Origin of the sequence: Phenylobacterium sp., from assembly GCF_031181185.1 — a bacterium.
Taxonomy (GTDB): domain Bacteria; phylum Pseudomonadota; class Alphaproteobacteria; order Caulobacterales; family Caulobacteraceae; genus Phenylobacterium.
The window spans coordinates 1-25,234 of record NZ_JAPSKZ010000039.1 but is presented as its reverse complement, the minus strand read 5'-3'; the positions used below and the strand labels follow the sequence as shown (position 1 = coordinate 25,234).

Annotated in this window: 25 protein-coding genes; 6 read left to right on the top strand and 19 right to left on the bottom strand. The window is 69.5% G+C overall.

Going from position 1 to position 25,234, the window contains the following annotated elements; genetic code table 11:
* The 3 genes from trpD to lexA form a co-directional block, all read left to right on the top strand.
* Positions 1-847 (top strand): anthranilate phosphoribosyltransferase (trpD, locus tag RIF93_RS07035; protein ID WP_309089790.1); only part of this gene is annotated, 847 nt, incomplete at its 5' end.
* Positions 844-1,632, top strand: coding sequence for an indole-3-glycerol phosphate synthase TrpC (trpC, locus tag RIF93_RS07030; RefSeq protein WP_309089788.1), 789 nt, complete (start codon positions 844-846; stop codon positions 1,630-1,632). The genes trpD and trpC, both read left to right, overlap by 4 nt.
* Before the next feature lie 133 nt (positions 1,633-1,765).
* The gene (lexA, locus tag RIF93_RS07025; RefSeq protein WP_309089786.1) at positions 1,766-2,455 is read left to right on the top strand and encodes a transcriptional repressor LexA; all 690 of its coding nucleotides are present in this window, start codon (positions 1,766-1,768) and stop codon (positions 2,453-2,455) included.
* Here lexA and RIF93_RS07020 read toward each other — a convergent pair.
* Entirely contained in the window at positions 2,436-2,714 is a 279-nt protein-coding gene (locus RIF93_RS07020) for a hypothetical protein (protein WP_309089784.1), read from the bottom strand. The two genes, lexA and RIF93_RS07020, sit on opposite strands and share 20 nt — an antisense overlap.
* A gap of 26 nt (positions 2,715-2,740) precedes the next feature.
* On the bottom strand, positions 2,741-4,834 hold the full coding sequence (locus tag RIF93_RS07015) for a ComEC/Rec2 family competence protein (protein ID WP_309089782.1): 2,094 nt from the start codon (positions 4,832-4,834) through the stop codon (positions 2,741-2,743).
* Between the two features lie 100 nt (positions 4,835-4,934).
* On the opposite strand from RIF93_RS07015, the gene gltX reads away from it, so the two are divergent.
* From gltX to RIF93_RS07000, 3 genes are all read left to right on the top strand, one after another.
* Complete coding sequence (gene gltX / locus RIF93_RS07010) at positions 4,935-6,341, top strand: glutamate--tRNA ligase (RefSeq protein WP_309089780.1); 1,407 nt, start codon at positions 4,935-4,937, stop codon at positions 6,339-6,341.
* A 56-nt stretch (positions 6,342-6,397) separates the two neighbouring features.
* The gene (gene gltA / locus RIF93_RS07005) at positions 6,398-7,681 is read left to right on the top strand and encodes a citrate synthase (RefSeq protein ID WP_309089779.1); all 1,284 of its coding nucleotides are present in this window, start codon (positions 6,398-6,400) and stop codon (positions 7,679-7,681) included.
* Between the two features lie 145 nt (positions 7,682-7,826).
* The gene (locus RIF93_RS07000) at positions 7,827-8,132 is read left to right on the top strand and encodes a hypothetical protein (RefSeq protein ID WP_309089777.1); all 306 of its coding nucleotides are present in this window, start codon (positions 7,827-7,829) and stop codon (positions 8,130-8,132) included.
* Here RIF93_RS07000 and lpxB read toward each other — a convergent pair.
* The 17 genes from lpxB to RIF93_RS06915 form a co-directional block, all read right to left on the bottom strand.
* On the bottom strand, positions 8,129-9,295 hold the full coding sequence (lpxB, locus tag RIF93_RS06995) for a lipid-A-disaccharide synthase (RefSeq protein ID WP_309089776.1): 1,167 nt from the start codon (positions 9,293-9,295) through the stop codon (positions 8,129-8,131). The genes RIF93_RS07000 and lpxB overlap by 4 nt on opposite strands.
* Entirely contained in the window at positions 9,292-10,131 is an 840-nt protein-coding gene (locus RIF93_RS06990) for a UDP-2,3-diacylglucosamine diphosphatase LpxI domain-containing protein (protein ID WP_309089774.1), read from the bottom strand. Before RIF93_RS06990 ends, lpxB begins: the two co-directional genes overlap by 4 nt.
* Positions 10,131-10,922, bottom strand: coding sequence for an acyl-ACP--UDP-N-acetylglucosamine O-acyltransferase (gene lpxA, locus RIF93_RS06985; RefSeq protein WP_309089796.1), 792 nt, complete (start codon positions 10,920-10,922; stop codon positions 10,131-10,133). The genes RIF93_RS06990 and lpxA overlap by 1 nt, the downstream gene beginning before the upstream one ends.
* An 11-nt stretch (positions 10,923-10,933) precedes the next feature.
* Positions 10,934-11,404, bottom strand: a complete 471-nt coding sequence (gene fabZ, locus RIF93_RS06980) for a 3-hydroxyacyl-ACP dehydratase FabZ (RefSeq protein ID WP_309089773.1) — start codon at positions 11,402-11,404, stop codon at positions 10,934-10,936.
* On the bottom strand, positions 11,401-12,426 hold the full coding sequence (gene lpxD, locus RIF93_RS06975) for a UDP-3-O-(3-hydroxymyristoyl)glucosamine N-acyltransferase (RefSeq protein ID WP_309089771.1): 1,026 nt from the start codon (positions 12,424-12,426) through the stop codon (positions 11,401-11,403). The genes fabZ and lpxD overlap by 4 nt, the downstream gene beginning before the upstream one ends.
* 39 nt (positions 12,427-12,465) lie before the next feature.
* Entirely contained in the window at positions 12,466-13,152 is a 687-nt protein-coding gene (locus tag RIF93_RS06970) for an OmpH family outer membrane protein (RefSeq protein ID WP_309089770.1), read from the bottom strand.
* Between the two features lie 7 nt (positions 13,153-13,159).
* A complete protein-coding gene (gene bamA / locus RIF93_RS06965; RefSeq protein WP_309089768.1) occupies positions 13,160-15,562 on the bottom strand; it encodes an outer membrane protein assembly factor BamA in 2,403 nt (800 codons plus the stop codon).
* A gap of 29 nt (positions 15,563-15,591) precedes the next feature.
* Positions 15,592-16,806, bottom strand: coding sequence for an RIP metalloprotease RseP (gene rseP, locus RIF93_RS06960; protein WP_309089766.1), 1,215 nt, complete (start codon positions 16,804-16,806; stop codon positions 15,592-15,594).
* A 16-nt stretch (positions 16,807-16,822) separates the two neighbouring features.
* Positions 16,823-18,013, bottom strand: a complete 1,191-nt coding sequence (dxr, locus tag RIF93_RS06955; protein ID WP_375163853.1) for a 1-deoxy-D-xylulose-5-phosphate reductoisomerase — start codon at positions 18,011-18,013, stop codon at positions 16,823-16,825.
* On the bottom strand, positions 18,004-18,828 hold the full coding sequence (locus tag RIF93_RS06950; RefSeq protein WP_309089765.1) for a phosphatidate cytidylyltransferase: 825 nt from the start codon (positions 18,826-18,828) through the stop codon (positions 18,004-18,006). The genes dxr and RIF93_RS06950 overlap by 10 nt, the downstream gene beginning before the upstream one ends.
* Positions 18,806-19,588 carry a polyprenyl diphosphate synthase gene (gene uppS / locus RIF93_RS06945; protein ID WP_375163852.1) on the bottom strand — a complete coding sequence of 261 codons (783 nt, stop codon included), beginning with the start codon at positions 19,586-19,588 and terminating at the stop codon, positions 18,806-18,808. The genes RIF93_RS06950 and uppS overlap by 23 nt, the downstream gene beginning before the upstream one ends.
* Before the next feature lie 42 nt (positions 19,589-19,630).
* Positions 19,631-20,197, bottom strand: a complete 567-nt coding sequence (gene frr, locus RIF93_RS06940) for a ribosome recycling factor (protein WP_309089763.1) — start codon at positions 20,195-20,197, stop codon at positions 19,631-19,633.
* Positions 20,198-20,245: 48 nt separating this feature from the next.
* Positions 20,246-20,965 carry a UMP kinase gene (pyrH, locus tag RIF93_RS06935; RefSeq protein ID WP_309089761.1) on the bottom strand — a complete coding sequence of 240 codons (720 nt, stop codon included), beginning with the start codon at positions 20,963-20,965 and terminating at the stop codon, positions 20,246-20,248.
* A gap of 98 nt (positions 20,966-21,063) precedes the next feature.
* Entirely contained in the window at positions 21,064-22,002 is a 939-nt protein-coding gene (tsf, locus tag RIF93_RS06930) for a translation elongation factor Ts (protein WP_309089759.1), read from the bottom strand.
* Positions 22,003-22,092: 90 nt separating this feature from the next.
* On the bottom strand, positions 22,093-22,965 hold the full coding sequence (rpsB, locus tag RIF93_RS06925) for a 30S ribosomal protein S2 (RefSeq protein WP_309089757.1): 873 nt from the start codon (positions 22,963-22,965) through the stop codon (positions 22,093-22,095).
* A 179-nt stretch (positions 22,966-23,144) separates the two neighbouring features.
* Positions 23,145-24,152: a transporter gene (locus RIF93_RS06920; protein WP_309089755.1), complete on the bottom strand. Its 1,008-nt coding sequence runs from the start codon at positions 24,150-24,152 to the stop codon at positions 23,145-23,147.
* An 82-nt stretch (positions 24,153-24,234) separates the two neighbouring features.
* Positions 24,235-25,234 (bottom strand): OB-fold nucleic acid binding domain-containing protein (locus RIF93_RS06915; protein WP_309089753.1); only part of this gene is annotated, 1,000 nt, incomplete at its 5' end.

Sequence of the window (25,234 nt, the reverse complement as noted above, 5' to 3'; positions counted from 1 at the left end):
GATCACCGCCTGCGCACGGGCGATGCGCCGAGCGGCGATCCGGCTCGAGCCGCCCTTCCCCACCATGGACGTCTGCGGCACCGGCGGCGATGGCCTGCACACCCTGAACATCTCGACGGCGGTCGGTTTTGTAGTGGCCGGCGGCGGGCTCAAGGTCGCCAAACACGGCAACCGGGCCATGTCGTCGAAGTCCGGCACCGCCGACGTGCTGACCGAGCTCGGCGTCAACATCGCCGCCCCACCCGAGGCGCAGCTGAAGGCGCTAGACGAGGCCGGCATCTGCTTCCTGTTCGCGCCGGCGCATCACAGCGCCATGCGCCACGTCTCGCCCATCCGCGCCGAGCTGGGCTTCCGGACCATCTTCAACCTGCTGGGTCCGCTGACCAATCCGGCCGGCGCCGAGCGGCAGGTGATCGGGGTCTATGCCGAGCGCTGGGTGAAGCCGCTGGCCGAGGCCCTCGGCGCGCTGGGTTCCGAGCGCGCCTGGGTGGTGCACGGCTCGGGCCTCGACGAGATGACCACGACCGGCGAGACGGCCGTGGCCGAATTGCGGGACGGCAAGGTGCGTCTATTCACGGTCACGCCCGAGGCCGTGGGTCTCCGTCGCGCGGCCCTGGCCGACCTCACGGGCGGCTCGCCGGCCGACAACGCCGCAGCCCTGCGTCGGCTGCTGGCGGGTGAGCCCGGTCCTTACCGGGACATCGTCGCCCTGAACGCCGCGGCGGCGTTCCTTGTGGGTGAGCTGGTGGAGACGCTGCGCGAGGGCGTCGAACTGGCGGGCGCCATCCTGGACGACGGCCGCGCCCAGGCGGCGCTCGACAAACTGGTCGAGGCGACCGCCGCATGAGCGACATCCTGGAGAAGATCGCCGCCTACAAGCGGGACGAGGTCGCCGCCCGCAAGGCGCTCCGGGGCCTTGCAGACGTGGAGGTCGAGGCGCGGCTGGCGACCCCGCCGCGCGGCTTCCGGCGCGCCCTCGAACAGGCCCACGAGCCCGGCCGCCTCGCGCTCATCGCCGAGATCAAGAAGGCGTCTCCGTCGAAGGGGCTGATCCGCGCGGACTTCGACCCACCGACCCTGGCGCGGGCCTACGCCGACGGCGGCGCGGCCTGCCTGTCCGTTCTGACCGACGGACCCTCCTTCCAGGGGCACGACAGCTATCTGGCCGCTGCGCGCGATGCCGTGCGGCTGCCCTGCATCCGCAAGGACTTCCTCGTCGATCCCTGGCAGGTGGCCGAATCCCGCGGCCTGGGCGCGGACGCCATCCTGGTCATCCTGGCGATGGTCGACGACGCCCTGGCCGCCGATCTGATGGCCGAGGCCCGCCGCTTCGGCATGGACGCCCTGGTCGAGGTCCACGACGAGGCGGAAATGGAACGCGCCGGCCACCTGGGCGCCGACCTCGTGGGCGTGAACAACCGCGACCTGCGCACCTTCACCGTCGACCTGGCCGCCACCGAGCGGCTGGCGGCGCAGGCGCCTCGGGAGGCCCTGCTGGTCACAGAGAGCGGCATCTTCACTCCCGCCGACGCGGCCCGGCTCGAACGGTGCGGCGCGAAGGCCATGCTGGTCGGCGAGAGCCTGATGCGTCAGGACGACGTGACGGCCGCGACCCGCGCCCTGCTCGGCTGAGTCGCCGATTCTCCACCGCTGCTGACAGAAGTTCTTCCGCGTTTTCAGCGGGATCGTTCGTAACTTGACATTAATGAGGAACATCTACAGAACATCAAACAACGTTTGCGCTTTGTTCCAGAGGTCGCCTGACATGCTCACCCGCAAGCAGCATGAACTGCTCATGTTCATCCACGAGCGGATCAAGGAAACCGGCGTCTCGCCCTCGTTCGACGAGATGAAGGAAGCTCTCGACCTCGCCTCGAAGTCGGGCATCCACCGGCTCATCACGGCGCTGGAAGAGCGTGGTTTCCTGCGGCGCCTGCCGCACCGGGCCCGGGCCCTGGAAGTCGTCCGCCTGCCGCAGCAGGCCACGACCGCCGCCCCGCCGAAGGGCCGCGCGCCGTTCAAGCCGCAGCTGGTGGACGCGGGCAAGGAAATGCCCATCGCCGCCAACGACACGCGCGAGCTGCCGATCCTCGGCAAGATCGCGGCCGGCACGCCGATCGAGGCCATCCAGCAGGAACGCGACCGCCTGCCGGTGCCCGAGGTGATGCTGGGCGCGGGCGAGCATTTCGTCCTCGAGATCCAGGGCGACTCGATGATCAACGCCGGCATCCTCGACGGCGACTTCGTGGTGATCCGTCGGACGGACAGCGCCAACTCGGGCGACATCGTCGTGGCGCTGGTCAACGGCGAGGAGGCGACCCTGAAGCGCCTGCGGAAGAAGGGCGCCTCCATCGCCCTCGAAGCGGCGAACCCGGCTTACGAGACCCGCATCTTCGGTCCCGACCAGGTTTCGGTGCAGGGCCGGCTGGTGGGCCTCATTCGTCGATACCACTAGGGGCTGGCGCGCTAGGCGCCACGAACACGAAATCGACCAGGAACACCCGCTCGCCACGCCCGTGGCGGGCGGTTTCCATGAGCGCCGCCAGGCCGTCGAAGCCAGTCTCGCGCGCGAGGGCCTCCGTCACGTCCGCCAGATCGATCTCCTGCAGGCGCGTGACCTGGATCCAGCCGTCGAGCAGCCGATAGCGGGCCCCCACCCTCACCCGTGGCGACTGCCAGATGCGGACGGTGCGGGTGATCTCGCCCGATCGCACCCTCGCCCGGAGGGGCTTAGCAAACATCATCGCGGGTCGAAGCCCCAGGTCCAAGGGCGACGTCCCCGCAAGTCCTGGGCCCAGACGATGCGCCAGGTCCCCTCCGTCTGGCGGTAGAGCTCGGCCGAACCGCCCGCCCGGAAGTCGGCGCCCGTGAGCACCATCGGCGCCGCGCAACTCTGCGGCCGAAAGTCGTTCCGGAGGATCACCAACTCCGCAGTGCCGCACAGCTGCTCCAGGCGGCCCGCCTTCAGCGGCCGGCGCAGGTTCCAGGCCGCAGCCAATCGCACCGGAGCGTCAGGCCCGGGCGCGCAACTCCAGCGGTCGCACTGGAAGCGCGCGTCGCGCTCCAGCTCGCTGGTGAGCGGCTCGAGGCCCCGCCGCCGCGACCACAACTCGGCCCCGAACAGCTTCACGTCCGGCCGCAGCAGGACGGCCTCACCCCCTTCGCGCACTGCCACGGCCGCGCCGTCGGCGCTGATCCAGACATCGGGTGTGGGCGGCCGGGGCGCCCACAACACCGCCAGCGCCAGGGGCAGGCCCGCCCAACGCAGCCAGCCGCGCCAGAGGCAGACGAACAGAAGGCCCAGGAACGAGGCCGGCAGGGTCCAAGCCGGCGCGCTGGGGATCAGCGTCTGGGCCATAGGCGCCGAGGCGGCCCAGGACGCGACGCGGTTTATCAGCTCGATGGCGAAGCCCGCCACCTCCAGCGGCGCACGGCCGAGCCCGAGCGGCGCGAGCGCGGCCCCGATGGCGAGCGCCGGCATCAGCAGGAACGAGGAGATCGGCGCCACCGCCAGATTGGCGAGCAGGCCCCAGGTGGAGACGCGGTTGAAGTGCTGGATGGCGAACGGGCCGGTCGCGAGACCGGCCACGAAGCTGACGGCGAGGCTCACGGCGGTCCAGGTCGCCACCGCCTGAGGCCAGCGGATCCACCACGGCGTGGAGATCTCCCGTACGGGGGTCGGCCAGGCCTCGGCGAGGGCCACGAGGGCGGCGGTCGCGGCGAACGACATCTGGAAACCCGGCTCGGTCACCGCCTCCGGCTGCAGCAACAGGACGCCCATCGCCGCGAGCGCCAGCGCATGCAGGCTGATCGCCTGGCGGTCGACCAGGATCGCGGCGAAGGCCACGGCAGCCGTGATCGCCGCACGCTCGGCCGGCGGCGGCGCGCCGGACAGAACGAGATAGCCGCCCACGGCGGCGAGACCTACGAGGGCCGCGAGCTTCTTGCCGGAGACCCGCAGCGCCAACCACGGCCAAGCCGCCACCGCCAGGCGGGCGGCCGCGAAGGCGAACCCGCCCACGATGGCCATGTGCAGGCCGCTGATCGAGATGATGTGGGCGAGACCGGCCGCACGCAGGTTCTCGACCTGCTCCTTGGGAATATGGGCCTCGTGGCCCGTGGTCATGGCCGCCGCGAGGCCGCCGCTCTCCGGGCCGAGCGTGGAGACGATCCGCTGGGTTAGCCCCCAACGGACGGCGTTGACCTTCATCGCAAGCCGCAGGCGCCACGGCGCGGCGGCAGCGGGCTGGATCGCCTCCGGCGGCCGCAGCGCCAGACCCACGGCCCCGACGCTCTCGAAGAAGGCGTCGCGGGCGAAATCGTAGGCGCCGGGGCTCGCCGGCGGCGGGGGCGGATTGAGGATCGCGAAGACCTGCACAGCCTCGCCGGGCGCCGGCAGCGGCGTGCCCGGCCTGAGGGTCACGCGAATGCGGATCGGCGTGGCCTCGGCCGGCCAGTCGCCGATCCGGGTCGGGGCGATCAGCAACCGCTGGCCGCCCTCGCCGGGGGGCGCGATGTCGAGCACCCACCCTTCGACGATCTGCGGCCTGGCGCCCGCGAGCGCCACGGGCGCGGCCACGCTCCCGGCGCGCAGCTTGGCGACGGCAAATCCGCCCAAGGCGAAGCCGGACAGCGCCAAGGCGACGACCGCGGCGCGTCCGCCGGCCCAGCGTCCTGAGGCCGCGAGCAGCGCGAGCGCCGCGGCGAGCATCGCCCAGGCCACCCACGCCTGCGGCTCCCTTGGCAAGCCGAAGTAAACGGCGCAGCCGGCGCCGAACGCCACCGGCGTCCACAGCGTCCAGCGGTCCGCCTGGGCCTGGGCCTGCTCGCGCACGGCCGCCCAGATCCGGCGAAGGCTGGCAGCGCGGCGAACGCGCGTGCTAAGAGGCGCCGCCTCGGCGCTCCCGCCCACTTCCCCAGACCCTTCGAGCTCGATGCCCGACCGTCCCGTCCGCACTCGGATCGCCCCCTCGCCCACCGGCATGATGCACATTGGCACGGCGAGGACCGCGCTTTTCAACTGGCTTTACGCGCGCCACACCGGCGGCAAGTTCCTGCTGCGCATCGAGGACACCGACCGGGAACGGTCGACCGAAGAGGCCGTACAGGTCATTTTCGAGGGGCTGAAGTGGCTGGGCCTCGAGGCGGACGACGCGCCGGTGTTCCAGTTCGCGCGCGCGGCGCGTCACCGTGAGGCCGTCGACGAATTGCTCGCCCGCGGCGCCGCCTATCGCGACTACATGACGCCCGAGGAGCTGGAGGCCGAGCGCGAGCTGGCCCGCGCCGAAGGACGCGTGGTGCGCTCGCCCTGGCGCGACGCCTCGCCCAACGACGCTCCTGACCGGCCCTTCGTCGTGCGATTGAAGGCGCCGCAGGAGGGCGACACCGTGATCCAGGACGCCGTGAAGGGCGAGGTGCGGTTCCAGAACAAGTCGCTCGACGACCTGATCCTGCTGCGCACTGATGGCACCCCGACCTACAACCTGGCTGTGGTCGTCGACGACCACGACATGGGCATCACGCATGTGATCCGCGGCGACGACCACCTGAACAACGCCGCGCGCCAAACGCTGATCTACCAGGGCCTCGGCTGGGACGTCCCGGTGTGGGCGCACCTGCCGCTGATCCACGGCCCCGACGGCGCCAAACTATCGAAGCGCCACGGTGCGCAGTCGGTCACCGACTTCGAGGCCATGGGCTATCTGCCCGAGACCATGCGCAACTACCTCGCCAAGCTGGGCTGGGGTCATGGCGACGATGAGATCTTCTCGGACGAGCAGGCGATCGCCTGGTTCGACATCAAGGACGTGGTCAGCGCACCGGCCCGCCTGGACTGGGCGAAGCTGAACCACCTCAACAACCACTACATCCGTCAGGCCGAGCCTGTCCGGTTGGCGACGCTCGTGGAGAACGTGCTGGCCAGCCGCGACTGGCCGCTGGAGGCCGGCGACATCGCGGTGATCGAGCGGACCATCCCGTTCGTGCGTGACGGCGCCAAGACGATCCTGGAGCTGGCGGACGCCGTGGTCTTCGCGCTCAAGCGCCGGCCGCTGGAGCTTCCGGAGAAGGCCCAGGCCGCCATGACCGAGGAGATGCTCGGCCGCCTTTCGCGCCTGCGGGAGGCCCTTGGCGCCCTACCCCACTGGGACGTGCCGGACCTGGAGGCTGCGATCCGCGCGTTCGCCGAACGCGAGGGCGTGGGCATCGGCAAGTTCGGTCCGCAGTTGCGCGCCGTCCTCTCGGGCGGAGCGCCGGCGCCTGACCTGGCGGGGACCATGGTGGCCCTTACCCGGCAGGAAAGTCTGGCGCGGCTCGACGATGCGCTTTCGCGCTCCGCGTAAAGCGCTATAAGGCCGCCAAACGAGCGTTTCATCTCGCATCCGCGAAAGGGGTCCGCATGGGCGACACGGCGAAGATCGGCATCGGCGGCAAGGACGTCGAACTCCCCGTTCTGAAGGGCACAGCCGGACCGGACGTCGTCGACATCCGAAAGCTGTACGCTGAAGCCGACGTCTTCACCTACGATCCGGGCTTCACGTCGACGGCGTCCTGCGAAAGCAAGATCACCTTCATCGACGGCGACAAGGGCGTGCTGCTGCACCGCGGCTACCCGATCGACCAGCTGGCCGAGAAGTCGAGCTTCCTCGAGGTCTGCTACCTGCTGCTGCACGGCGAGCTGCCGACGGCGGCTGAGTACACCGAGTTCGAGCACAACATCACCTATCACACCATGCTGCACGAGCAGTTCGATAGGTTCTTCATGGGCTTCCGTCGGGATGCTCACCCGATGGCCATCATGGTCGGCGCCGTGGGCGCGCTGTCGGCCTTCTACCACGACAGCACGAACATCGACGATCCCGAGCACCGGATGATCGCCACGCACCGCATGATCGCCAAGATGCCGACGATCGCGGCGCGGGCGTTCAAGTACTCGCGCGGGCAGCCGTTCGTGTACCCGCGCAACGACCTCTCGTACGCCGAGAACTTCCTGCGCATGTGCTTCTCGGTCCCGGCCGAGGATTGGAAGCCGAACCCGGTCCTGACGCGCGCCATGGACCGCATCTTCATCCTGCACGCCGACCACGAGCAGAACGCGTCCACCTCGACGGTCCGCCTCGCCGGCTCGTCCGGCGCCAACCCGTTCGCCTGCATCGCCGCCGGCATCGCCTGCCTCTGGGGCCCCAGCCACGGCGGGGCGAACGAGGAGGCGCTGAACATGCTCAAGGAGATCGGCACCGTCGATCGCATCCCTGAGTACGTCCAGGGCGTGAAGGATCGCCGCTACCGCCTCATGGGCTTCGGCCACCGGGTCTACAAGAACTACGACCCGCGGGCGAAGGTCATGCAGACCACCTGCCACGAGGTGCTGGCCGAGGTCGGCAACGCCGACGACCCGCTGCTGAAGGTGGCGATGGAGCTCGAGAAGATCGCGCTCAATGATCCCTACTTCATCGAACGCAAGCTCTATCCGAACGTCGACTTCTACTCGGGCATCACGCTGCGCGCCCTGGGCTTCCCGCCCGAGATGTTCACCGTGCTGTTCGCTCTGGCCCGCACGGTCGGCTGGATCGCCCAGTGGAAGGAAATGATCGAAGATCCGTCCCAGAAGATCGGCCGTCCGCGGCAGCTCTACACGGGCGCTCCGCAACGGGACTACGTGAGCGTCGACAAGCGGGGCTGAGCCGCCGCATCCTTCCGGAAGAGGCCGGCCGCAAGGCCGGCCTTTTTTCTTGCGCGCACGTACGCGCCGAGGTTGCGCCCAGCCTGAAAAAGCCTCAGCGTCGCCGATCGGATAACGTCGTTCAACGAGCAAGCTGGAGGCTATCATGGCTGTCATGGCCATCTACCGGTCCGACCGGATCTCACCCGAGGCGTATGCGGCGTTCCGGGCGCGGGTGCCGCTGTCGCCGGCCCCAACCGGGGCCCTCATTCATCTGTACGGCCATCGGGACGGCGAACTCTGCGTCGTCGAGGCGTGGGAAGATCGCGACCAGCTGAACCGGTTTCTGGCCGACACCGTCGCGCCGGCGATGGAAGCGGCCGGCCTCGAGCCCGCGACGCCCGAGATCTTCGAGATGGAGACGGCCGCGTTTGCGCCACCTGCCCGCCGCTTCGCAAGCGAACTGGCTTAGCCCGGCCGGAGCAGATCCAGGACGGCGTCCGCGGCCGCATCGTCCGGATCGGGTCCGCCGCGGCCCATCTTGTCCAGCGCCTCGAACTGACGCGCGACCTGCCGCGCGCGAAGCGCCGGATCATCCAGGCGCAGCGCCGCCTCCCTGGCGAGCGCAGGTCCGTTGCAGTCGTCCTGGATCAGCTCCGGGGCGACGAAGTCCTGGGCGGCGATGTTGAACAGCGTCACGTACCTGGTGGTGATCAGCCGCTTGAGGATCGCGTGCGTCACGGCGCCCAGTCTGTAGCCCACGACCATCGGACAGCCCGCGAGGGCCAGCTCCGTCGTCACCGTGCCCGAACAGGCCAGCGCCACCGTCGCGGCCTTCATGGCGTCTCGGCGCGGCCCCTCGCCTTCCACCACATGCGCCCGGTGCGGCCAGGCGGCGACTCGGGCCCTGACCATCTCGGCCACCGTCTCGGCCGCGGGAACGATCACGTGCAGGCCGGGCCGTTCGGCCTTGAGCCGGGCGGCGGCGTCCGCGAAGGCGGGCAGCACCCGCTCGATCTCGCCGGGGCGGCTGCCGGGCAGCACCAGCAGGATCGGATCGTCGGGCCGCGCGCCGATCTGGCGGCGCAGCCGGTCCGGGTCCGCGTTGGAGAAATCGGCGGCCAGCGCCGAATTGCCGACGAAGGTGACCGGCAGACCGGCCGCCTCGAAGTACGGGGCGTCGAACGCGTGGATCGACAGAAGCCGGTCGTAGGTAGCCGCCGTCGTCTTGGCGCGGCCCGGTCGCGAGGCCCAGACCTGAGGGCCGACGTACTTCACCAGCGGCAGCTCGGGAGCCGCCTTCCGCAGCCGCTGAGCCACGCGAAGCGTGAAGCCCCAGGAGTCGATGAGGACCGCGACGCGGGGCCGTTCGCGCGCGGCGATCGCGGCGGCCTCCCTCGCGCGCCGGCGCACCCTGGGATAGGCGGCGAGCCCTTCGAACAATCCCAGCACCGACAGCTCAGCGATGTCGAAGGGGCTGTCGAGGCCCTCGTGGCGCATGCGCGCGCCGCCCACGCCCACGAAGCGTACGCGCTCGCCCAACCGACGCTTCAAGGCGCGCATCAGTCCGGCGCCACGGTCGTCGCCCGACGCCTCGGCGGCGACCAGCATGACCGTGAGCCGATCGACGGTCACTGTCCTTCCGCCTCGACGCCCAGAATGAAGACGCCCAGCTCATCGGCCAGCGCGATCACCGCCTCGCGATCCAGCACCAGCAGCCTGCCCGCCTCACCCACGATGCCCGCCAGGCCGGCGCGGGCGACGCCCTGCACGGTCGCGAGGCCGATGGTCGGCAGGTCGACACGGGTCTCCTGGATCGGCTTCGGCGCCTTGGCGAGCACGCCCCGGCCGGCTCCGGGCATCCCCTTCAGGTGCGTCGGCAGGTCCGCGACACGGGCCAACATGGCGTCGGTCCCCTCCTGGGCTTCGACGGCCAGCACGAGGCCGTGCGCGACGACGGCGGCCTGGCCCACGTCCAGCTGGCCGACGGCGCGCGCGACTGCCAACGCGCGTCGCGCGTCCTGAAGATCTGCATCGCCGGCGGCGCGGCGGCCGAGATAGCCGGCGGGCAGCGAGAGGTCGTCCATGACCTCGTGCGCACCTTGCACCTCGAAGCCTTCCTTCTCGAACTCGCCGACGAGCAGGCGCAGCAGGGCGTCGTCGCCCTGGCGGGCGGCCGCGATCGCCTTGGGCAGCAGCTTCAGGCCCCGCAGGTCGGGCACCAGGCTCGTGAAATCGGGACGGGCCACGATGCCGGCCAGGCAGACCGCCTCGCAGCCGGCGCGCTTCAGGGCCTTGATGCACTTGCCGACCTCGGCCAGACCCACTTCCGCGCCGGCATAGGGTGCGAGCTGCGCGCCGGCGAAGCCCTTCAGCCGGATCACGAACAGCGGCCGGCCCGAGCGTTCGCAGTGCTCGGCGATCTCGACAGGCAGCCCGCCGCCGCCGGCGATCAGCCCCAGCTTCTTCATCAGACTTCGCGTTCGGGCAGGCAGAGTGGACGGCTGCCGTCGGCGCGGATGAACTCGATGATCTCCATCACCTGCGGGCAATGGGCGTAGGTTTGGGCCGTGTCCTCCAGGCGCTCCTGGAACGTGCCCTCGTCGGCGAACAGCAGGCGATAGGCGGCGCGTAGGGTGTTGATCGTCTCGCGGTCGAAGCCCCGCCGCTTCAGGCCCACGAGGTTCAGGCCCTCGAGGTGGGCGTGATTGCCCCAGACCGAGCCATAGGGGATCACGTCCTTCACCACGGCCGCCAGGCCGCCGATCATGGCGTGGCGCCCGACGCGGGTGAACTGGTGCACGGCCGCCAGGCCGCCCACGATCACGAAGTCGCCGATCAGGCAGTGGCCGCCCAGCGTCGCCTGTTTCGTCAGGATGACGTTGTCGCCCACGACGCAGTCGTGCCCCACATGGGACTCGATCATGTAGAAGCCGTTGGAGCCCACCCGGGTCACGCCGCCGCCGTGCGGCGTTCCGATGTTCATCGTGGCGTGTTCGCGGATGATGTTGTTGTCGCCGACGACGAGCTCGGTGTCCTCGCCCTTGTAGGCCGTATGCTGCGGCGGGCCGCCCAGCACGGCGAAAGGATGGACCTGGTTGCCGGCGCCCAGGGTGGTGCGCCCCTCGACGACCACATGCGCGTGCAGGCGCGTGCCGGCGCCGATCTTCGCCCGGGGTCCGACGATGCAGAACGGGCCGACAACGACGCCGTCGGCCAGTTCGGCGCCCTCAGCGACCAGGGCGGTGGGGTGGACCTCGATGGACAAGGGGCTCAGGTCTCCACGACCATGGCGGCGAACTCGGCTTCGGCCGCGACCTTGCCGTTGACGATCGCCTGGCCGGCGAACTTGAAGACGTCGCCGCGGTGCTTCACGACGCGGACGGGCATCCGGACCACGTCGCCCGGACGCACCGGCGCCCGGAAGCGGCAGTTGTCGGCCGACATGAAGAAGATGGCTTTGCCGGCGGTGTCGACTTCCAGCGACTTGGACATCAGGACGGCGCCCGTCTGGGCCATGGCTTCGATCAGCAGCACGCCCGGCATCACCGGATAGTCGGGGAAGTGGCCCTGGAAGAACGGCTCGTTGACCGTCACGCACTTGATGCCGACGATCGACTCGCTGGGCTTGTACTCCTCGCAGCGGTCGACCAGCAGGAAGGGATACCGGTGCGGGATCCGCTCCAGCACCTCGGTGATGTCGATCTGTGTGGGGTCCTGCCCCGCCGGCGCCTTGCGCGTCATTCGCCAGTCCCTCTACCTTCGGCCCCCTTGCGGTTCGCCATCCGGGCGAGCCACGCGGTCTCCTTGAGCCACAGCCGGATCGGCCGGGCGGGCATGCCGCCCCAGGTCTCTCCGGCCGGAATGTCCTTCATAACGCCCGCGGCGGCGCCCACCCGGGCTCCGGCGCCGATCGTCACGTGGTCGGCCACGCCCGCGCGCCCGCCGAACTGCGCCCCATCGCCGATCACCACGCTGCCGGAGATGCCGGTGTGGGCGGCCATGACGCAGTTCCGTCCCACGCGCACGTTGTGGGCGATCTGCACCAGGTTGTCGATCTTGGTGTTCTCGCCAATCACGGTGTCATCGAAGGCGCCGCGATCGATCGTGGTGTTCGCCCCGATCGTCACGCCGTCCTGGATGATCACGCGCCCCAGCTGGGGAATGTCGACCAGGCCCTTGGGTCCGGCCGTCGCGCCGAAGCCAGGTTCGCCGATGCGCGCACCCGCGAGGATGCGAACCCGGTCGCCCATCAGCGTGAAACCGACGGTGACGTTCGGACCGATGTCGCAGTCGCGGCCGATGGCGACGCCGGGACCGAGGACCGTGTTCGCGCCGATCCGCGTGCCGCGGCCGATCTTCACGCCTGCCCCCAGCACGACGCCCGCCTCGATCAGGACGCCCGGCTCGAGCTCGACGTCGGCGCCGCGTGCTTCAGCCCCGCCGACACGCGGCCGGTGCAGCCGCTGGGCCGCGGCCGCGTAGGATCCCTGCGGATTGGCGCAGATCAGGGCCGCGCAGCCTTCGGGCAGCAGCGCGGCGTCCCTCGCCTGCACGAAACAGGCGGCGGGCCGACCCGTCAGGCCCGCGGCGTGCTTGCGATCCGTCAGGAAGGTGACCGCGTCAGGTCCCGCGTGCGCCAGCACGGCCACGGCGCCGATCAGCCGTTCGCCCGCCTCGGGCGCAGCCAGTTCCGCCCCGCCGAGCTTGGCCAGCTCGGCGAGGGGGACAGGTCCCAGGTCTTCGAAGAAGCGCGGATCGGGCATGGCTCCGCCTAGCGCAGAAAGCTCGACCCGCGCCAGCCGCTAGCGGCGCTGCGGCGTGGTCTGGGCCGGCGCGGGGGCCGCGGCGGCCGGCGCCTGCTGGTCCAGACGTTCGCGGTCGAACGCGAACTGGGTGATCTTGGCGTTCAGCGCCTGGACCACGCCCGGCGTGATGTCCATGGCCGGGTTCCCCAGCACGATGGCTTCACGGCTCAGCAGGACCGAGCACTGGCGCTGTTGGTACACCTGGCGGATCAGCGGCTCCATCTCCTGGCCGACGCGGCCGATGGCCTTCTGCTCGGTCGCCTGGACTTCGCGTTCGCGCTGGGCGGCCTTGCGCTGCAGCGCATTGACGCGGACCTGCAGGGCCGCGGTGCGCTGCTCGAGCGTGGTGCGGTCCAGGGTGGCGCGCTGGGTGTCGAGGGTCTTGCCCTCGTTCTCGATGGCCGTGCGCTCGCTGTTCAGCTCGGCGTTCACCTGCTGGATGATCTGCTGCATCCGCGTGTCGACATAGCGGCCGACGGTCGAGCCGCCGATGGCGCCCTGGATCGACAGGATGCAGACGCCCGGAACGGGCGCGCCATGGGTCACCGCCGGGCCGGCGTTGGTCTGGGCGACGGGAGGCGTAGCGGCCGGGGCCGCGGGACGCTGCTGAGCGGCAGCCTGGCCCGCGAGGCCCAGGATGGCGGTCGCGGCGCAGCCCGCCGCGGCGAAGGTCTTGAAGTTCATATGTTTCCTAGAACCTGGTTGAGGTGGAGAACCGGAAGGTCTCGGTCTTGTCGTAGTCCTCTTTGGCCAAAACGCGGCTGAAGTCGAACCTGATCGGACCCATCGGCGAACGCCAGAAGATGCTGATACCGGCCGAAGCGCGAAGCGACAGATCGTCCTTGATCAGCGGGTCTTCCGAACCCAGAGGACATTCCGTCGTGCCGGGCGGCGGGCACTGCCTGTCCTCCTTGTCGAGGAGGCCCAGCGTACCGACGTCGGTGAACAGCGCGGCCTTGATGCCATACTGCTCGGGCAGGAAGGTCGGCACGGTGAGCTCCATCGAGCCGATCGCGTAGGCCTTGCCGCCCAGAGCGTCTTCGCGCGCATTGGTCATGTCGCGCGGGCCGATGCCGGCGGTCTCGAAGCCGCGGAAGGTGTTCCCGCCCTTGTAGAAGCGGTCGTTGATCCGGACGTTGTCGCCGGCCCAGCCTTCGACGTAGCCGGCGGAGCCGGTCAGGCTGAGGATGAAGTCCTTGTTGAAGCCGTGGTACCAGCCGCCTTCCACCTCGCTGCGCACATAGTTCACGTTGCCGCCGACGCCGGCGAAGTCCTGCACGAAGTCGACGTAGAAGCCGCGCGTCGGGTTCAGGTAGTCGTTCCGGCGGTCGAAGCGGATGCCGTAGCCCACCAGCGAGGTCAGGCGCGAGCCCAGCTGCCCGCAGAGCGCCTGCGACATCGAGGGACCGCTGGTCGGATCGTTCGGGTCGCCGTTGCAGTAGAAGTCCGAATTTGGGATCTCGATGTCGTCCTGGCGCAGCGTGTAGCGTAGCGAGCCGCGCGAGTTCAGGCTGAGCGGGAAGTTGGCCCGCAGCGTCGTCCCGTAGGTGCTCGTCTTGTAGGAGGCGTACTCCGAGTAGTCGATGCGGTAGCCGTAGACGTCGATGCCGGCGGCCACATCACGGCCCAGGAAGCGCGGCTCGGTGAACGAGAAGTCCAGCTGCTGGCGCAGGGAACCCACCGACACCCGCGCACGCACGTCCTGGCCGCGGCCGCGGAAGTTGCGCTGGGTGATGCCCAGGTCCAGCACCAGCTGGTCGACCGAGGAGTAGCCGGCGCTGAACGACAGTTCGCCGGTGGGCTGTTCCTCGACCTTCACCTGCAGCGCCGTGCGGTCGGGCGCCGAGCCGGGCGTCTCGGTGATCTCGACTTCCTTGAAGAAGCCCAGGGCGCGGATCTGCCGGCGCGAACGGTCCACGAGGGCGCGGTTGTAGGCGTCGCCCTCGACCACGCTCATCTCGCGGCGGATCACATAGTCGAGCGTCTGGGTGTTGCCGACGATGTCGATGCGGTCGACGTACACCCGCGGTCCCTCGCGGACCTGGAAGGTGACGTCCACCTTCCGCGTCTCGCGGTTCGGCGTGTAGTTCGGGCGGACATCCACGAAGGCGAAGCCCGCGGCCCCGGCGGCGAAGGTCAGGGCGTCGGTCGCCTGCTCGATCGCCTCGTCCTGATAGGTCTGGCCCTCGCGGATCGGCAGCAGCGCCACCAGCACGTTCTTGTCGAGCTTCTGCAGCTCGGTCTGCACCTCGACCTTGCCGAAGTCGTACCGCGGGCCCTCGTCCACCGTGTAGGTGACGACGAAGCCGTTCTTGTCGGGCGCGAGCTCGGCCACCGCGGACGAGACCCGGAAGTCGTAGTAGCCGCGGTTGCGATAGTGCTTCCGCAGCTGCTCCTTGTCGTATTCCAGGCGGTCGGGGTCGTAGTTGGCGTTGTTCGAGAAGAACTTGTACCAACGGCTCTCCTCGGTCACGACCACGTCGCGCAGGTCGTTGTCCGAGAAGGCCTTGTTGCCGAGGAAGTTGACCGAGAGGATGCCGCTCTTCGGACCCTCGTCGATCTTGAAGATCAGGTCGACGCGCTTCTGGGGCAGCTCGATGATCTGCGGCGTCACCGTGGCCGAGATCCGGCCCGAACGGCGGTAGAGCTCGACGATGCGCTGCACGTCGTTCTGGACCTTGGCGCGGGTGAAGATGCCGCGCGGACGAATCGACACCTCGTCGCGCAGCTTGTCTTCCTTGAGGCCCGAGTTCCCCTCGAAGATCACCCGGTTGATGATCGGGTTCTCGACGACAGTGATGACCATGTCGCCGTTCTGGTAGTCGATCTTCACGTCGGCGAAGAGGTCGGTCCGGAACAGCGCCTTCAGCGCCAGGTCGATCTTCTCGGGCGTGACGGTCTCGCCCACCTGCACCGGCAGGTACGAGACGACCGTCGCCTGTTCGATCCGTTCGTTGCCCTGCACGAGGATGCGCTGCACCACGCCCGTCTGTTGCTGGGCGTAGGCGAGCGTTGGCGCGACGAGAGCGGTCGAGCCCAGGAGAAGGGCAAGCCCTGAGGCGAGCGCAGCGCTGCGGGCGCGGGTCTTGAGCATCGAATCAGCCGTTTTGTGGGACCGAGAGCCTAGGAGAATAGGCCGCCGAACAGATTGAACACACGCAGGCGCTGCAAATCGTTCCAAGTCGCGAACAACATCAAACCGAGGACGAGCGCAAGGCCTACGCGGTACCCTGCAGCTTGAACCTTGGCGGCAAGAGGGCGCCGCGCGATCGCTTCGTAGGCATAGAAGAGCAGATGCCCGCCATCGAGCACCGGAACCGGCAGCAGGTTCATGAAGCCGATGCTGACCGAGATCAGGGCCACCAGCTGCAGAAGGTTCAGGCCCGCGCCCAGCAGCATGTGGCCGACAGAGGGCGCGCCCTCGGCGCCGATCTGGGCGACGTTCTTGGTGACGCTGGCGATGCCGAGCGGTCCGCGTAACTGGTCGGTTCCGACCTGCCCCGTCACCATTCGGCCAAGGTAATAGACGCTGGTCTCGAGCACGTTCCAGGTGCGCTTGGCGCCGCCCACGAGCGCCTCGACGGGCCCATAGCGGACGCGCACGAAATCTTCGTAGCGCTGCGACGGCGCCAGGCCCAGGACGCCCACGCGCTGCTCGCCGGCCACGGCGTCGCTCTGGGTCTCCCAGCGCGGCGTCGCCACCAGCACCACGCGCTGCCCGCCGCGCTCGACCACGAACCGGGTCGGTACCTCGGCCCGCACGCGCACCAGCTGCTGCACCTCGTCGAAGCGGCGAACTTCGCGGCCGTTGGCTTCGACAATCAGGTCGCCCGGCCGGAAACCGGCGGCCTCGGCGGCGCTGTTCGGCGTCACCTGCGCCACCCGGAACGGCAGCACGACCTCGCCGAAGCTCATCAGCAGGCCGGCGAAGATGGCGATCGCCAAAGCGAAGTTCGCGAACGGCCCCGCGGCCACGATGATCGCCCGCTGCCAGAGGGGCTTGAAGTGGAAGTACTGCGACAGCGCCCCCTCGCCTTCCCGGCGCACGAGGTCGCGACGCATCTCGGCCAAGTCCTCGGAATCCGGCAGGGAGGCGGCGTTGTCGTCGCCGGCGAAGCGGACGTAGCCGCCCAGCGGCGCCCAGCCGATGCGCCACTCGACGCCGGCCTTGTCGCGCCAGCTGGCGATCGCCCGGCCGAAGCCGATGGAGAAGCGGTCGATCTTGGTCCCCAGCCACTTGGCGGCCAGGAAGTGACCCAGCTCGTGGACGGTGACGACCACCCCCAGGACGAGGACGAAGCACACCGCGGTGAGCAGGAAGTCGTTGAAGATCTGCATCGCCGCGATCACTCCATCAGGCCGTGGCCAGGCCGCCCACTACGTCGTCCGCCACCCGGCGCGCTTCCGCGTCGGTCGTTCTGGCGCACTCCAGGGCGTCGCTGTTGTCCGCTGCGAAATCCATGCCGTCCAGCCGTTCCAGCGTCTCGGAGACCACGGAACTGATGTCCAGGAAGCCGATGCGCCGGTCAAGGAAGGCCGCCACGGCGCGCTCGTTGGCCGCATTCATGGCCGCCGGCGCGTGACCGCCAGCCTTCAGCGCTTCCTTGGCGATACGGAGCGCCGGGAAGCGGTCGGCGTCGGGGTGCTCGAACGTCAGCGGGCCGGCATTGACCAGATCGAGCTTCGGCGCGGGCCACGGCAGCCGGTCGGGCCAGGCGAAGGCGCAGGCGATCGGCGGGCGCATGTCTGGCGGCCCGAGCTGGGCCAGCGTCGACCCGTCGGCGTACTCGACCAGGCTGTGGATGATCTGTTGCGGGTGGACCAGGACTTCGATCCGTTCTGGCGGCATGGAGAACAGGTAGGCGGCCTCGATGACCTCCAGTCCCTTGTTCATCATGGTCGCGGAATCGATCGAAATCTTGGCGCCCATTGAGAAGTTCGGGTGCGCCAGCGCTCGCTCCGGTGTTGCGGCCGCCATCTGATCGCGCGTAGCCGCCCGGAAGGGCCCGCCGGAGGACGTCAGGATCAGGCGCGAGACCTGGCCCGCTACGGCGGGGTCCAGCACCTGGAAGATCGCCGAATGCTCCGAATCGACCGGCACGACGGCGCCGCCGGCGAGTTTCGCCGTCCGCAGGAGCGACGGCCCTGCACAGACCAGGCTTTCCTTGTTGGCGAGCGCGATCACCGCCCCGGCCTTCGCGGCCGCCAGCGTGGGCGCCAGGCCCGCGAAGCCGACGATGGCCGACATCACCCACTGAGCGTCCGCAGCTGCGGCGTCCGCAACGGCCGAGGCGCCGGCGGCGACCTCGATGCCCGAACCCTTGAGCCGCTCGCGCAGCCGCGGCAGCGCCGCCTCGTCCTCGATCACCGCCAGCTTGGGGCGCCAGCGCAACGCCTGGTCGGCGAGGCGCTCGACGTTGCGGCCGGCCGTCAGGGCCACGACCTCCACCTCGACGCCCGCCTGTTCGAAGAGATCCAGGGTCGAGACCCCGATCGAGCCGGTGGAGCCCAGGACGCTGACCTTACGCGGCAGATTCAATGCCATCCCCAGATGTTGGCGAGCCGGACCACGGCCATCACGACCACGGCGAACATCAGCCCGTCGACCCGGTCCAGCAGACCGCCGTGGCCGGGGATGAGGTCACCCGAGTCCTTCACCCCGAAGCGTCGCTTGAGGGCCGATTCCCAGAGGTCGCCGGCCATGGTCGCGAGGCCCACGCAGAGGCCCACGAAGGCTGCGGCGATGAGGTTGAGCTGGAAAACGCTGAACAGCGCCATGGCGAGGCCGGCGAGCGACGAGGCGGCCAGCCCGCCCACGAACCCCGACCACGTCTTGTTGGGCGAGAACCGGGGCCACAGCTTGGGCCCCTTCAGCAGGCTGCCGACGGCGAAGGCGCCGATGTCGGCGGCCCAGGTGGCCGCGAACAGGGTCATCATCCACCAGTGGCCCTGGTCCGTGGACCTCAGCCAGACGAGGCAGATGGCCGCCGGCGCGATGTAGATCACCCCGAACGCCGCGTCGGCCGGCCGTTCGGCCACGCCCCGCGCGACCAGGGCGGCGGCCAGTGCGCCCACCGCCACGGCGCTCCAGGCCAGCACATCCTGGTCCTGGTAGGCCAGGAACACGCTGGCGAGAACGGCGACGGTGACAGCGGCGGAGACCCGCGTCGGCGCGACGGGCGCGCTCATGCCGCCCCACTCCAGCGCCAGCAGGGCGACGCCGATCGCGATGAGCACCAGATAGGGCCAGCCGCCCAGCCAGGCGGCGCCCACCGCGGCCGGCGCGATCACCACGGCCGAGGCGATCCGCAGGCCGAGGTTGGACCAGTCGAACCGCTTAGCCGGCGGCGAGGACGTCATCGGCCACGATCGCGCCATAGCGCCGGTCCCGCGCGGAAAAAGCCGCCAGCGCCGCCTTCAGGTGCTCGGCCCCGTAGTCGGGCCACAGCACGTCCTGGAAGACGAGTTCGGCATAGGCGGCTTCCCACAGGAGGAAGTTCGACAGCCGCTGCTCGCCCGAGGGCCGGATGATCACGTCCGGTGGCGGCGAGTCGGCCGTGGCCAGCAGGCTGGTGAAGCGGCGCTCGTCCAGGTCCTCGGGCTTTGCGCGGCCCGTGGCGACCTCTTCTGCGAAGCGTCGCGCGGCGTCGGCGATATCGGCCTGGCCGCCGTAGTTGAAGGCGATGTTCAGGAAGAAGCGGTCGTTGTTCGCGGTGCGCTCTTGGGCGCCCTCGATGATCTTCACCAGCTCGGCCGAGAGCCCCTCACGGCGCCCGATGACGCGCACGCGCACGCCCTCGCGTTCGAGCCGGGCGATATCGCTTTCGAAGTAGCGCTTCGGCAGCGCCATCAGCTCGGCCACCTCGGCCGCCGGCCGGCTCCAGTTCTCGGTGGAGAAGCCGAAGACCGTCAGCCACCGGATGTTGAGCTCGCCCGCCGCCGCGACCGTCCGTTTCAGCGCCTCGACGCCCTCGCGATGTCCCAGCGTGCGCGGCAGGCCGCGGCGCTTGGCCCTACGGCCGTTGCCATCCATGACGATGGCGACGTGCAGCGGCCGGCCCTGGGCGCCCTGCCCCGGGTCGGGCGCGCCCGCGAACGGCGTCTTGTCTTGGGCGGCCATCGGTCGGGATGATCCTGGGAGGCGTGCCGGCGAAGCGCCGGGTCAGACCTGCATGATCTCTTGTTCTTTGGTTTTCAAGGCTTCGTCGATGCGCTTGATCGCCTCGTCGGTCATCTTCTGGACCTCGGACTCCATGCGCTTTTCTTCGTCCTGGCTGATGACGTTGTCCTTCTGGGCCTTGCGCAGGTCCTCGTTGGCGTCGCGCCGGATGTTGCGCACGGCGACCCGCTGCTGCTCGGCGTAGCGGCTGGCGACCTTGGCGAGCTCCTTGCGGCGCTCCTCGGTCAGCGGCGGGATCGGGATGCGCAGGTTCTGGCCATCGACGACGGGATTCAGGCCCAGGTCCGACTGGCGGATCGCCTTCTCGACCGAGACCACCATGCCGCGGTCCCAGACGCTGACGCTGATCATCCGTGGCTCGGGGACGCTGACGGCGGCCACCTGGTTCAGCGGCATCGACGAGCCGTAGGCCTCGACGTGGATCTGGTCGAGCAGGCTAGCGGAGGCGCGGCCGGTCCGCAGCGAGCCGAACTCTTCCTTCAGCGCCGCGACGGCCTTCTCCATGCGGTCCTTGTACTTGGAAAGCACGGGCTTCTCGGTGGTGGCCATGACGGTGTTGTCTCCCGTTCGAATTCGATTGGCGCTGAAACTAGGCCGCTAGGCGATGGTGGTGAAGGTCCCCTCGCCCTTCAGCACCTTCAGGAAATTGCCGCGCTCCCGGATCGAGAACACCACGATCGGGATCTGGTTGTCGCGCATCAGGCTGACGGCCGAGGCGTCCATGACCCGCAGGTCCTTGGCCAGCACGTCCGTGTAGCTCAGGGTCTCGTAGCGCTGGGCGTCGGCGTCCTTCTTGGGATCGGCGGTATAAACGCCGTCGACGCTGGTGCCCTTGAACAGCGCCTCGCAGCCCATCTCGGCCGCACGCAGCGCAGCGCCCGAGTCCGTCGTGAAGAACGGCGCGCCGACGCCGGCGGCGAAGATCACGACCCGCCCCTTCTCCAGGTGCCGCTGGGCGCGGCGGCGGATGTAGGGCTCGCAGACCGCCTCCATCGGGATCGCGGACTGCACGCGCGTGTAGACGCCGATCTTCTCGAGCGCCGCCTGCAGGGCCAGCGCGTTCATCACGGTCGCCAGCATGCCCATGTAGTCGGCGCTGGCCCGCTCCATGCCGCGGCCGGCGAGCGAGACTCCCCGGAAGATGTTGCCGCCGCCGATCACCAGGCACAGCTGGACGCCGGTGCGCACCACCTCGGCGATGTCCTCGGCCGTCCGCTCGAGGGTGTTGGTGTCGATGCCGAACGGCTGGTCCCCCATCAGGACTTCGCCCGAAACCTTCAACAGCACTCGTTTGTAGCGGGGCTTGGCGTCGGTCATCGGAGTCCGGATTCCTGGTGGGCGGGAAGTAGATACATCAAGGGCGCGGCGCGCGTCGAACGCGCCGCGCCCCCAAAGGGTCAGTTTCGGTCGAGCGCCTAGCTCGCGCTGGTCATCGAGGCCACTTCGGCCGCGAAGTCGTCGACCTTCTTCTCGACGCCCTCGCCCAGGGCGAAGCGCACGAAGCCCTTCACCTTCAGCGGTGAGCCGACCTGCTTCGAGGTCTCAGCGACGAGCTCCTCGATGGTCTGGTCAGGGTTCATGACGAAGGGCTGCTTCAGAAGCACCACTTCTTCCTGCCACTTGCGGATGCGGCCCTCGACCATCTTCTCGGCGATTTCCCGGGGCTTGCCCGATTCCATCGCGGTCTGGGTCTGGATTTCGCGCTCCTTGGCGACGACTTCCGGATCCAGCTCATCCGAGTTGAGCGCCAGCGGCGGGGTCGGCGTGCCGGCCACGTGCATGGCGATCTTGCGGCCGACTTCCTGCAGCACGGCCTGGTCGCCCGCGCCTTCCAGGGCCACGAGCACGGCCAGGCGGGCCACGTCGTCGCCCTGCTTGTTGTGCAGGTACAGCGACACGGCGCCCTGATCGACGCTCAGCTTGGCGGCGCGGCGCAGCTGCATGTTCTCGCCGATGGTCGCGATCAGGTTGGTGATCACGTCCTGGACGGCTTCGCCCTTCGAGGTCTTGGCGTTGCGGATGGCCTCGACGTCGCCGTCGACGGTCAGCGCCACGTCCGCGAACTCACGGGCCGCGGCCTGGAACGAGTCGTTCTTGGCCACGAAGTCGGTTTCGGCGTTGAACTCGACCAGCACGCCGGTCTTGCCGTCGCCGGCGACCTTGCCGGCCACGAGGCCTTCGGCGGCCGCGCGGTCCGACTTCTTGGCCGCCTTGGACAGGCCCTTCGTGCGGAGCCAGTCCATCGAGGCTTCGAGGTCGCCGTTGTTCTCCTGCAGCGCCTTCTTGCAGTCCATCATGCCGGCGCCGGATTTTTCGCGCAGGTCCTTGACCAGCGCAGCGGTGATTTCCGCCATGGTCAGCTCCTTCAAAAGCTAGAATCGTGACGAGCCCCCTTCATGAGGGCTCGCCATCAGAGTTTCGTGTCAGCCAGCGCCCGAGGGCGCTTAGCCGGCCTGTTCTTCGCCCGACTGTTCGGCCGGGGCTTCGGCGCCGGTCATCTCGGCTTCGAGGGCCGCAGCTTCCGGCGCGGTGACCTCGGGTTCAGCCGCCGGTTCCGGCGTCAGTTCGCGGGCCAGCGTGGGCTCGACCGGAGCTTCCGAAGCGCCCAGGTCCACGCCCGCGGCGGCTTGGCCGGCGGCCAGGCCGTCGAGGATCGAGTCGGCCACCAGATCGCAGTAGAGCTGGATGGCGCGCGCGGCGTCGTCGTTCCCGGGGATCGGATAGGTGATGCCGTCCGGATTGCAGTTGGTGTCCAGGATGGCGATCACCGGGATGTTCAGCTTCCGGGCTTCCTGGATCGCGATCGCTTCCTTGTTGGTGTCGATCACGAACATCAGGTCGGGGATGCCGCCCATGTCCTTGATGCCGCCCAGGCTCAGCTCGAGCTTGTCGCGCTCGCGGGTGAGCTGCAGCAGTTCCTTCTTGGAACGGCCCTGGCCCTCGCCCGAGATCACGGAGTCGAGTTCGCGCAGACGCGCGATCGAGCCCGACACGGTGCGCCAGTTGGTGAGCGTGCCGCCCAGCCAACGGTGGTTCACGTAGTATTGGGCGCAGCGCTTGGCCGCCGTGGCGATGGGGTCCGAGGCCTGACGCTTGGTGCCCACGAACAGGATCCGGCCGCCGCCCGCGGCGACTTCACGGACCTTCACCAGCGCCTGGTGCAGCAGCGGGATCGTCTGCGACAGGTCGATGATGTGGATGTTGGAACGGGCGCCGAAGATGTACTTGTCCATCTTCGGGTTCCAGCGGTGCGTCTGGTGGCCGAAGTGGGCGCCGGCTTCCAGCAGCTGGCGCATAGAAAAGTCAGGCAGAGCCATCGTCTGTATCTCGTCTTTCTTCCGGTTAAACCTCCGCAGGCAACCCTCGGAACCGAGGACCGGAACGGTGATGGGACGGGATGTCTCCCCGCCCACGCCGAACACCTGCGTGTGGGATGAGGCGCGCATGTAGGCGCTAAGCGCCGGAAAATCAAGCCGCGGGCCCGGGGGCCGCCGCCCTAGTAGATCATGTTGACGGCCACGGCCGGGGTGACCGACGCCTGCCGGCCGCCGATCGCCGGGATGACCCGCACCCCGAACAGGAAGCCCAGCGTCGGCGAGACGTTGTACTCCACGGCCGGCGCGATGGCGAAGCTGTCATGGCTGCCGCTGTCGTAGCGGACAAGCGCTCCGTCCGCGGCGACGCCGCTTACCTTGGTAGGCTCGTCGTGGCGGTAGACCAGGTCCAGCGCCAGCACCCAGTTCTGAGTGGCGCTGTATTCTACGGCTGCGTCCACCAGCAGAGAGGCGCCGGGCTTGGCTCGGCCGCGGAAGCCCGCCGGCGTGCCATAGACGCTGTCGTCCCGGACATCCGTCGCTCGCGCAGCGGTCGCAGACGTGTTGAGGCGCAGGCGCGCGATGCGGCCGTTCGGCATCCAGGCGTAGGTCTGAGCGTAGAAGCCCAGGGTCGTGGCGTAGGCGCCACCGCCCACCCCGTCGGCGGCGCGGCCGTCCAGGCGGTCGTACTTGCCCGTGGGCAGGGTCTGCTGGAGCACGATGGAGGTCGTGGGCACCCAGCCGCCCTTCCTGAACTGCGTCAGCCGATACTGCGCCTGCACCGTGAGGTCGCCGGCCCGAACGCGCGAGCCGTCGGGGCCGCCATCCACCTTGGCGTAGCTGAAGGTCGGGATCACGCCCACGGTCACGCGGTCGTGGAGGCCGTAGAGGACATACGTCAGCGAGCCGAATGCATCGACGCCGTCGGTCTTCACGTCGAAGAGGTACGGCTCCACCAGCCAGCGCCCCTTCGGCAGGGTGCCGGCGCCGGACGCCAGCATCGGGCCCGTCCACCAGGCGTCCTCGAGCGACTGCTCGGTGACCGACTCGAAGCGCTTGACCGGCGCGGCTTCGGCGGGCGGCGGGGTCCCGCCTGCGGTGGCGATCGCCTCCTCCGCCGCGGCGGGCGCCGTCAGGACGAAGGCGGCGAGGAACCCGGCGGGACCCAGGCGACGGCAGAACAGCAGCATGGACGACGCCGCCTCCCCGCGGCGTCCGTGATCTAGGAAGGCCAAGCTTGGCCGGCAAGTTCGCCGAACGCGGTTTTCGGGCCTAGATGTCCTCGACGAACACCACGCCCGGCGCGGTCTTGATCGCGCCCCGGGCGGCGTTGTTGAGGGTGAAGCGGCCAGGCAGCTTCAGCTCCACCTCGCGGCCGCCATCGAGCGGGGCGACGACGATGATCTCGCCGCCCCGCGTGTTCGACACCGCTTCCAGCCGCGCCTTCAGCGCCTCGATCTCGGCGCTGCGGGGCGAGACGTGGACGCGCAGCCCGGCGACGACGTTCTCGACGGCCTTCTCCACCGGCTCGACGCTGTCGCCGAAGAAGCGCACCTCGCCCTCGTTGGCCTTGGCGCGCACGGTGATCGCCACCGCCTTGCCGGGCTCCAGCAGGTCGCGGCAGCGTTTCAGCGATTCCGGCGGGAACAGCACCTCGTACTCGCCGGTGGGATCGGAGAAGGTCACGAAGGCGAACTTCTCGCCGCTGCGCGACGGCCGCTCCTGCTTGCGGCGGATGACACCGGCCATGCGCAGCGCCTCGGCCCCGGCGAGCGCCTTGGCCACCGCGTCGGTCAGGAGCTCGGTGCGCCGGCGGCGCAGCGCCTCGATCATGTCGTCCAGCGGGTGCCCCGACAGGTAGAAGCCGACGGCCGCCAGCTCCTCGTCCAGCCGCTCGGTGGGGGTCCAGGGCTCGGCCTTCGTAAGGCGCGGCCGGTGGCCGCCAGAAAGATCGTCCCCGAACAGGCTGACCTTGCCTTCAGCCCGGTCCGACGCCAGCGCCTGCCCATGGCCCACGAGGGCGTCGGCCGAGGCGATCAGCTCGGCCCTGTTCGGGTATATTGCATCGAAGGCGCCGGCCCGGGCCAGGGTCTCGAAGGTGCGCTTGTTGACCTGTTTGGGATCGACCCGCTCGACGAAGTCGAAAATGTCCCGGAACGGGCCGCCTTCGCGGCGCACCTGCACCACGTGCTCCATGGCCTGGAGGCCGACGTTGCGGATGGCGCCCAGGGCGTACAGCACCTCGCCGTTCTCGACCTCGAAGTCGGCGCCC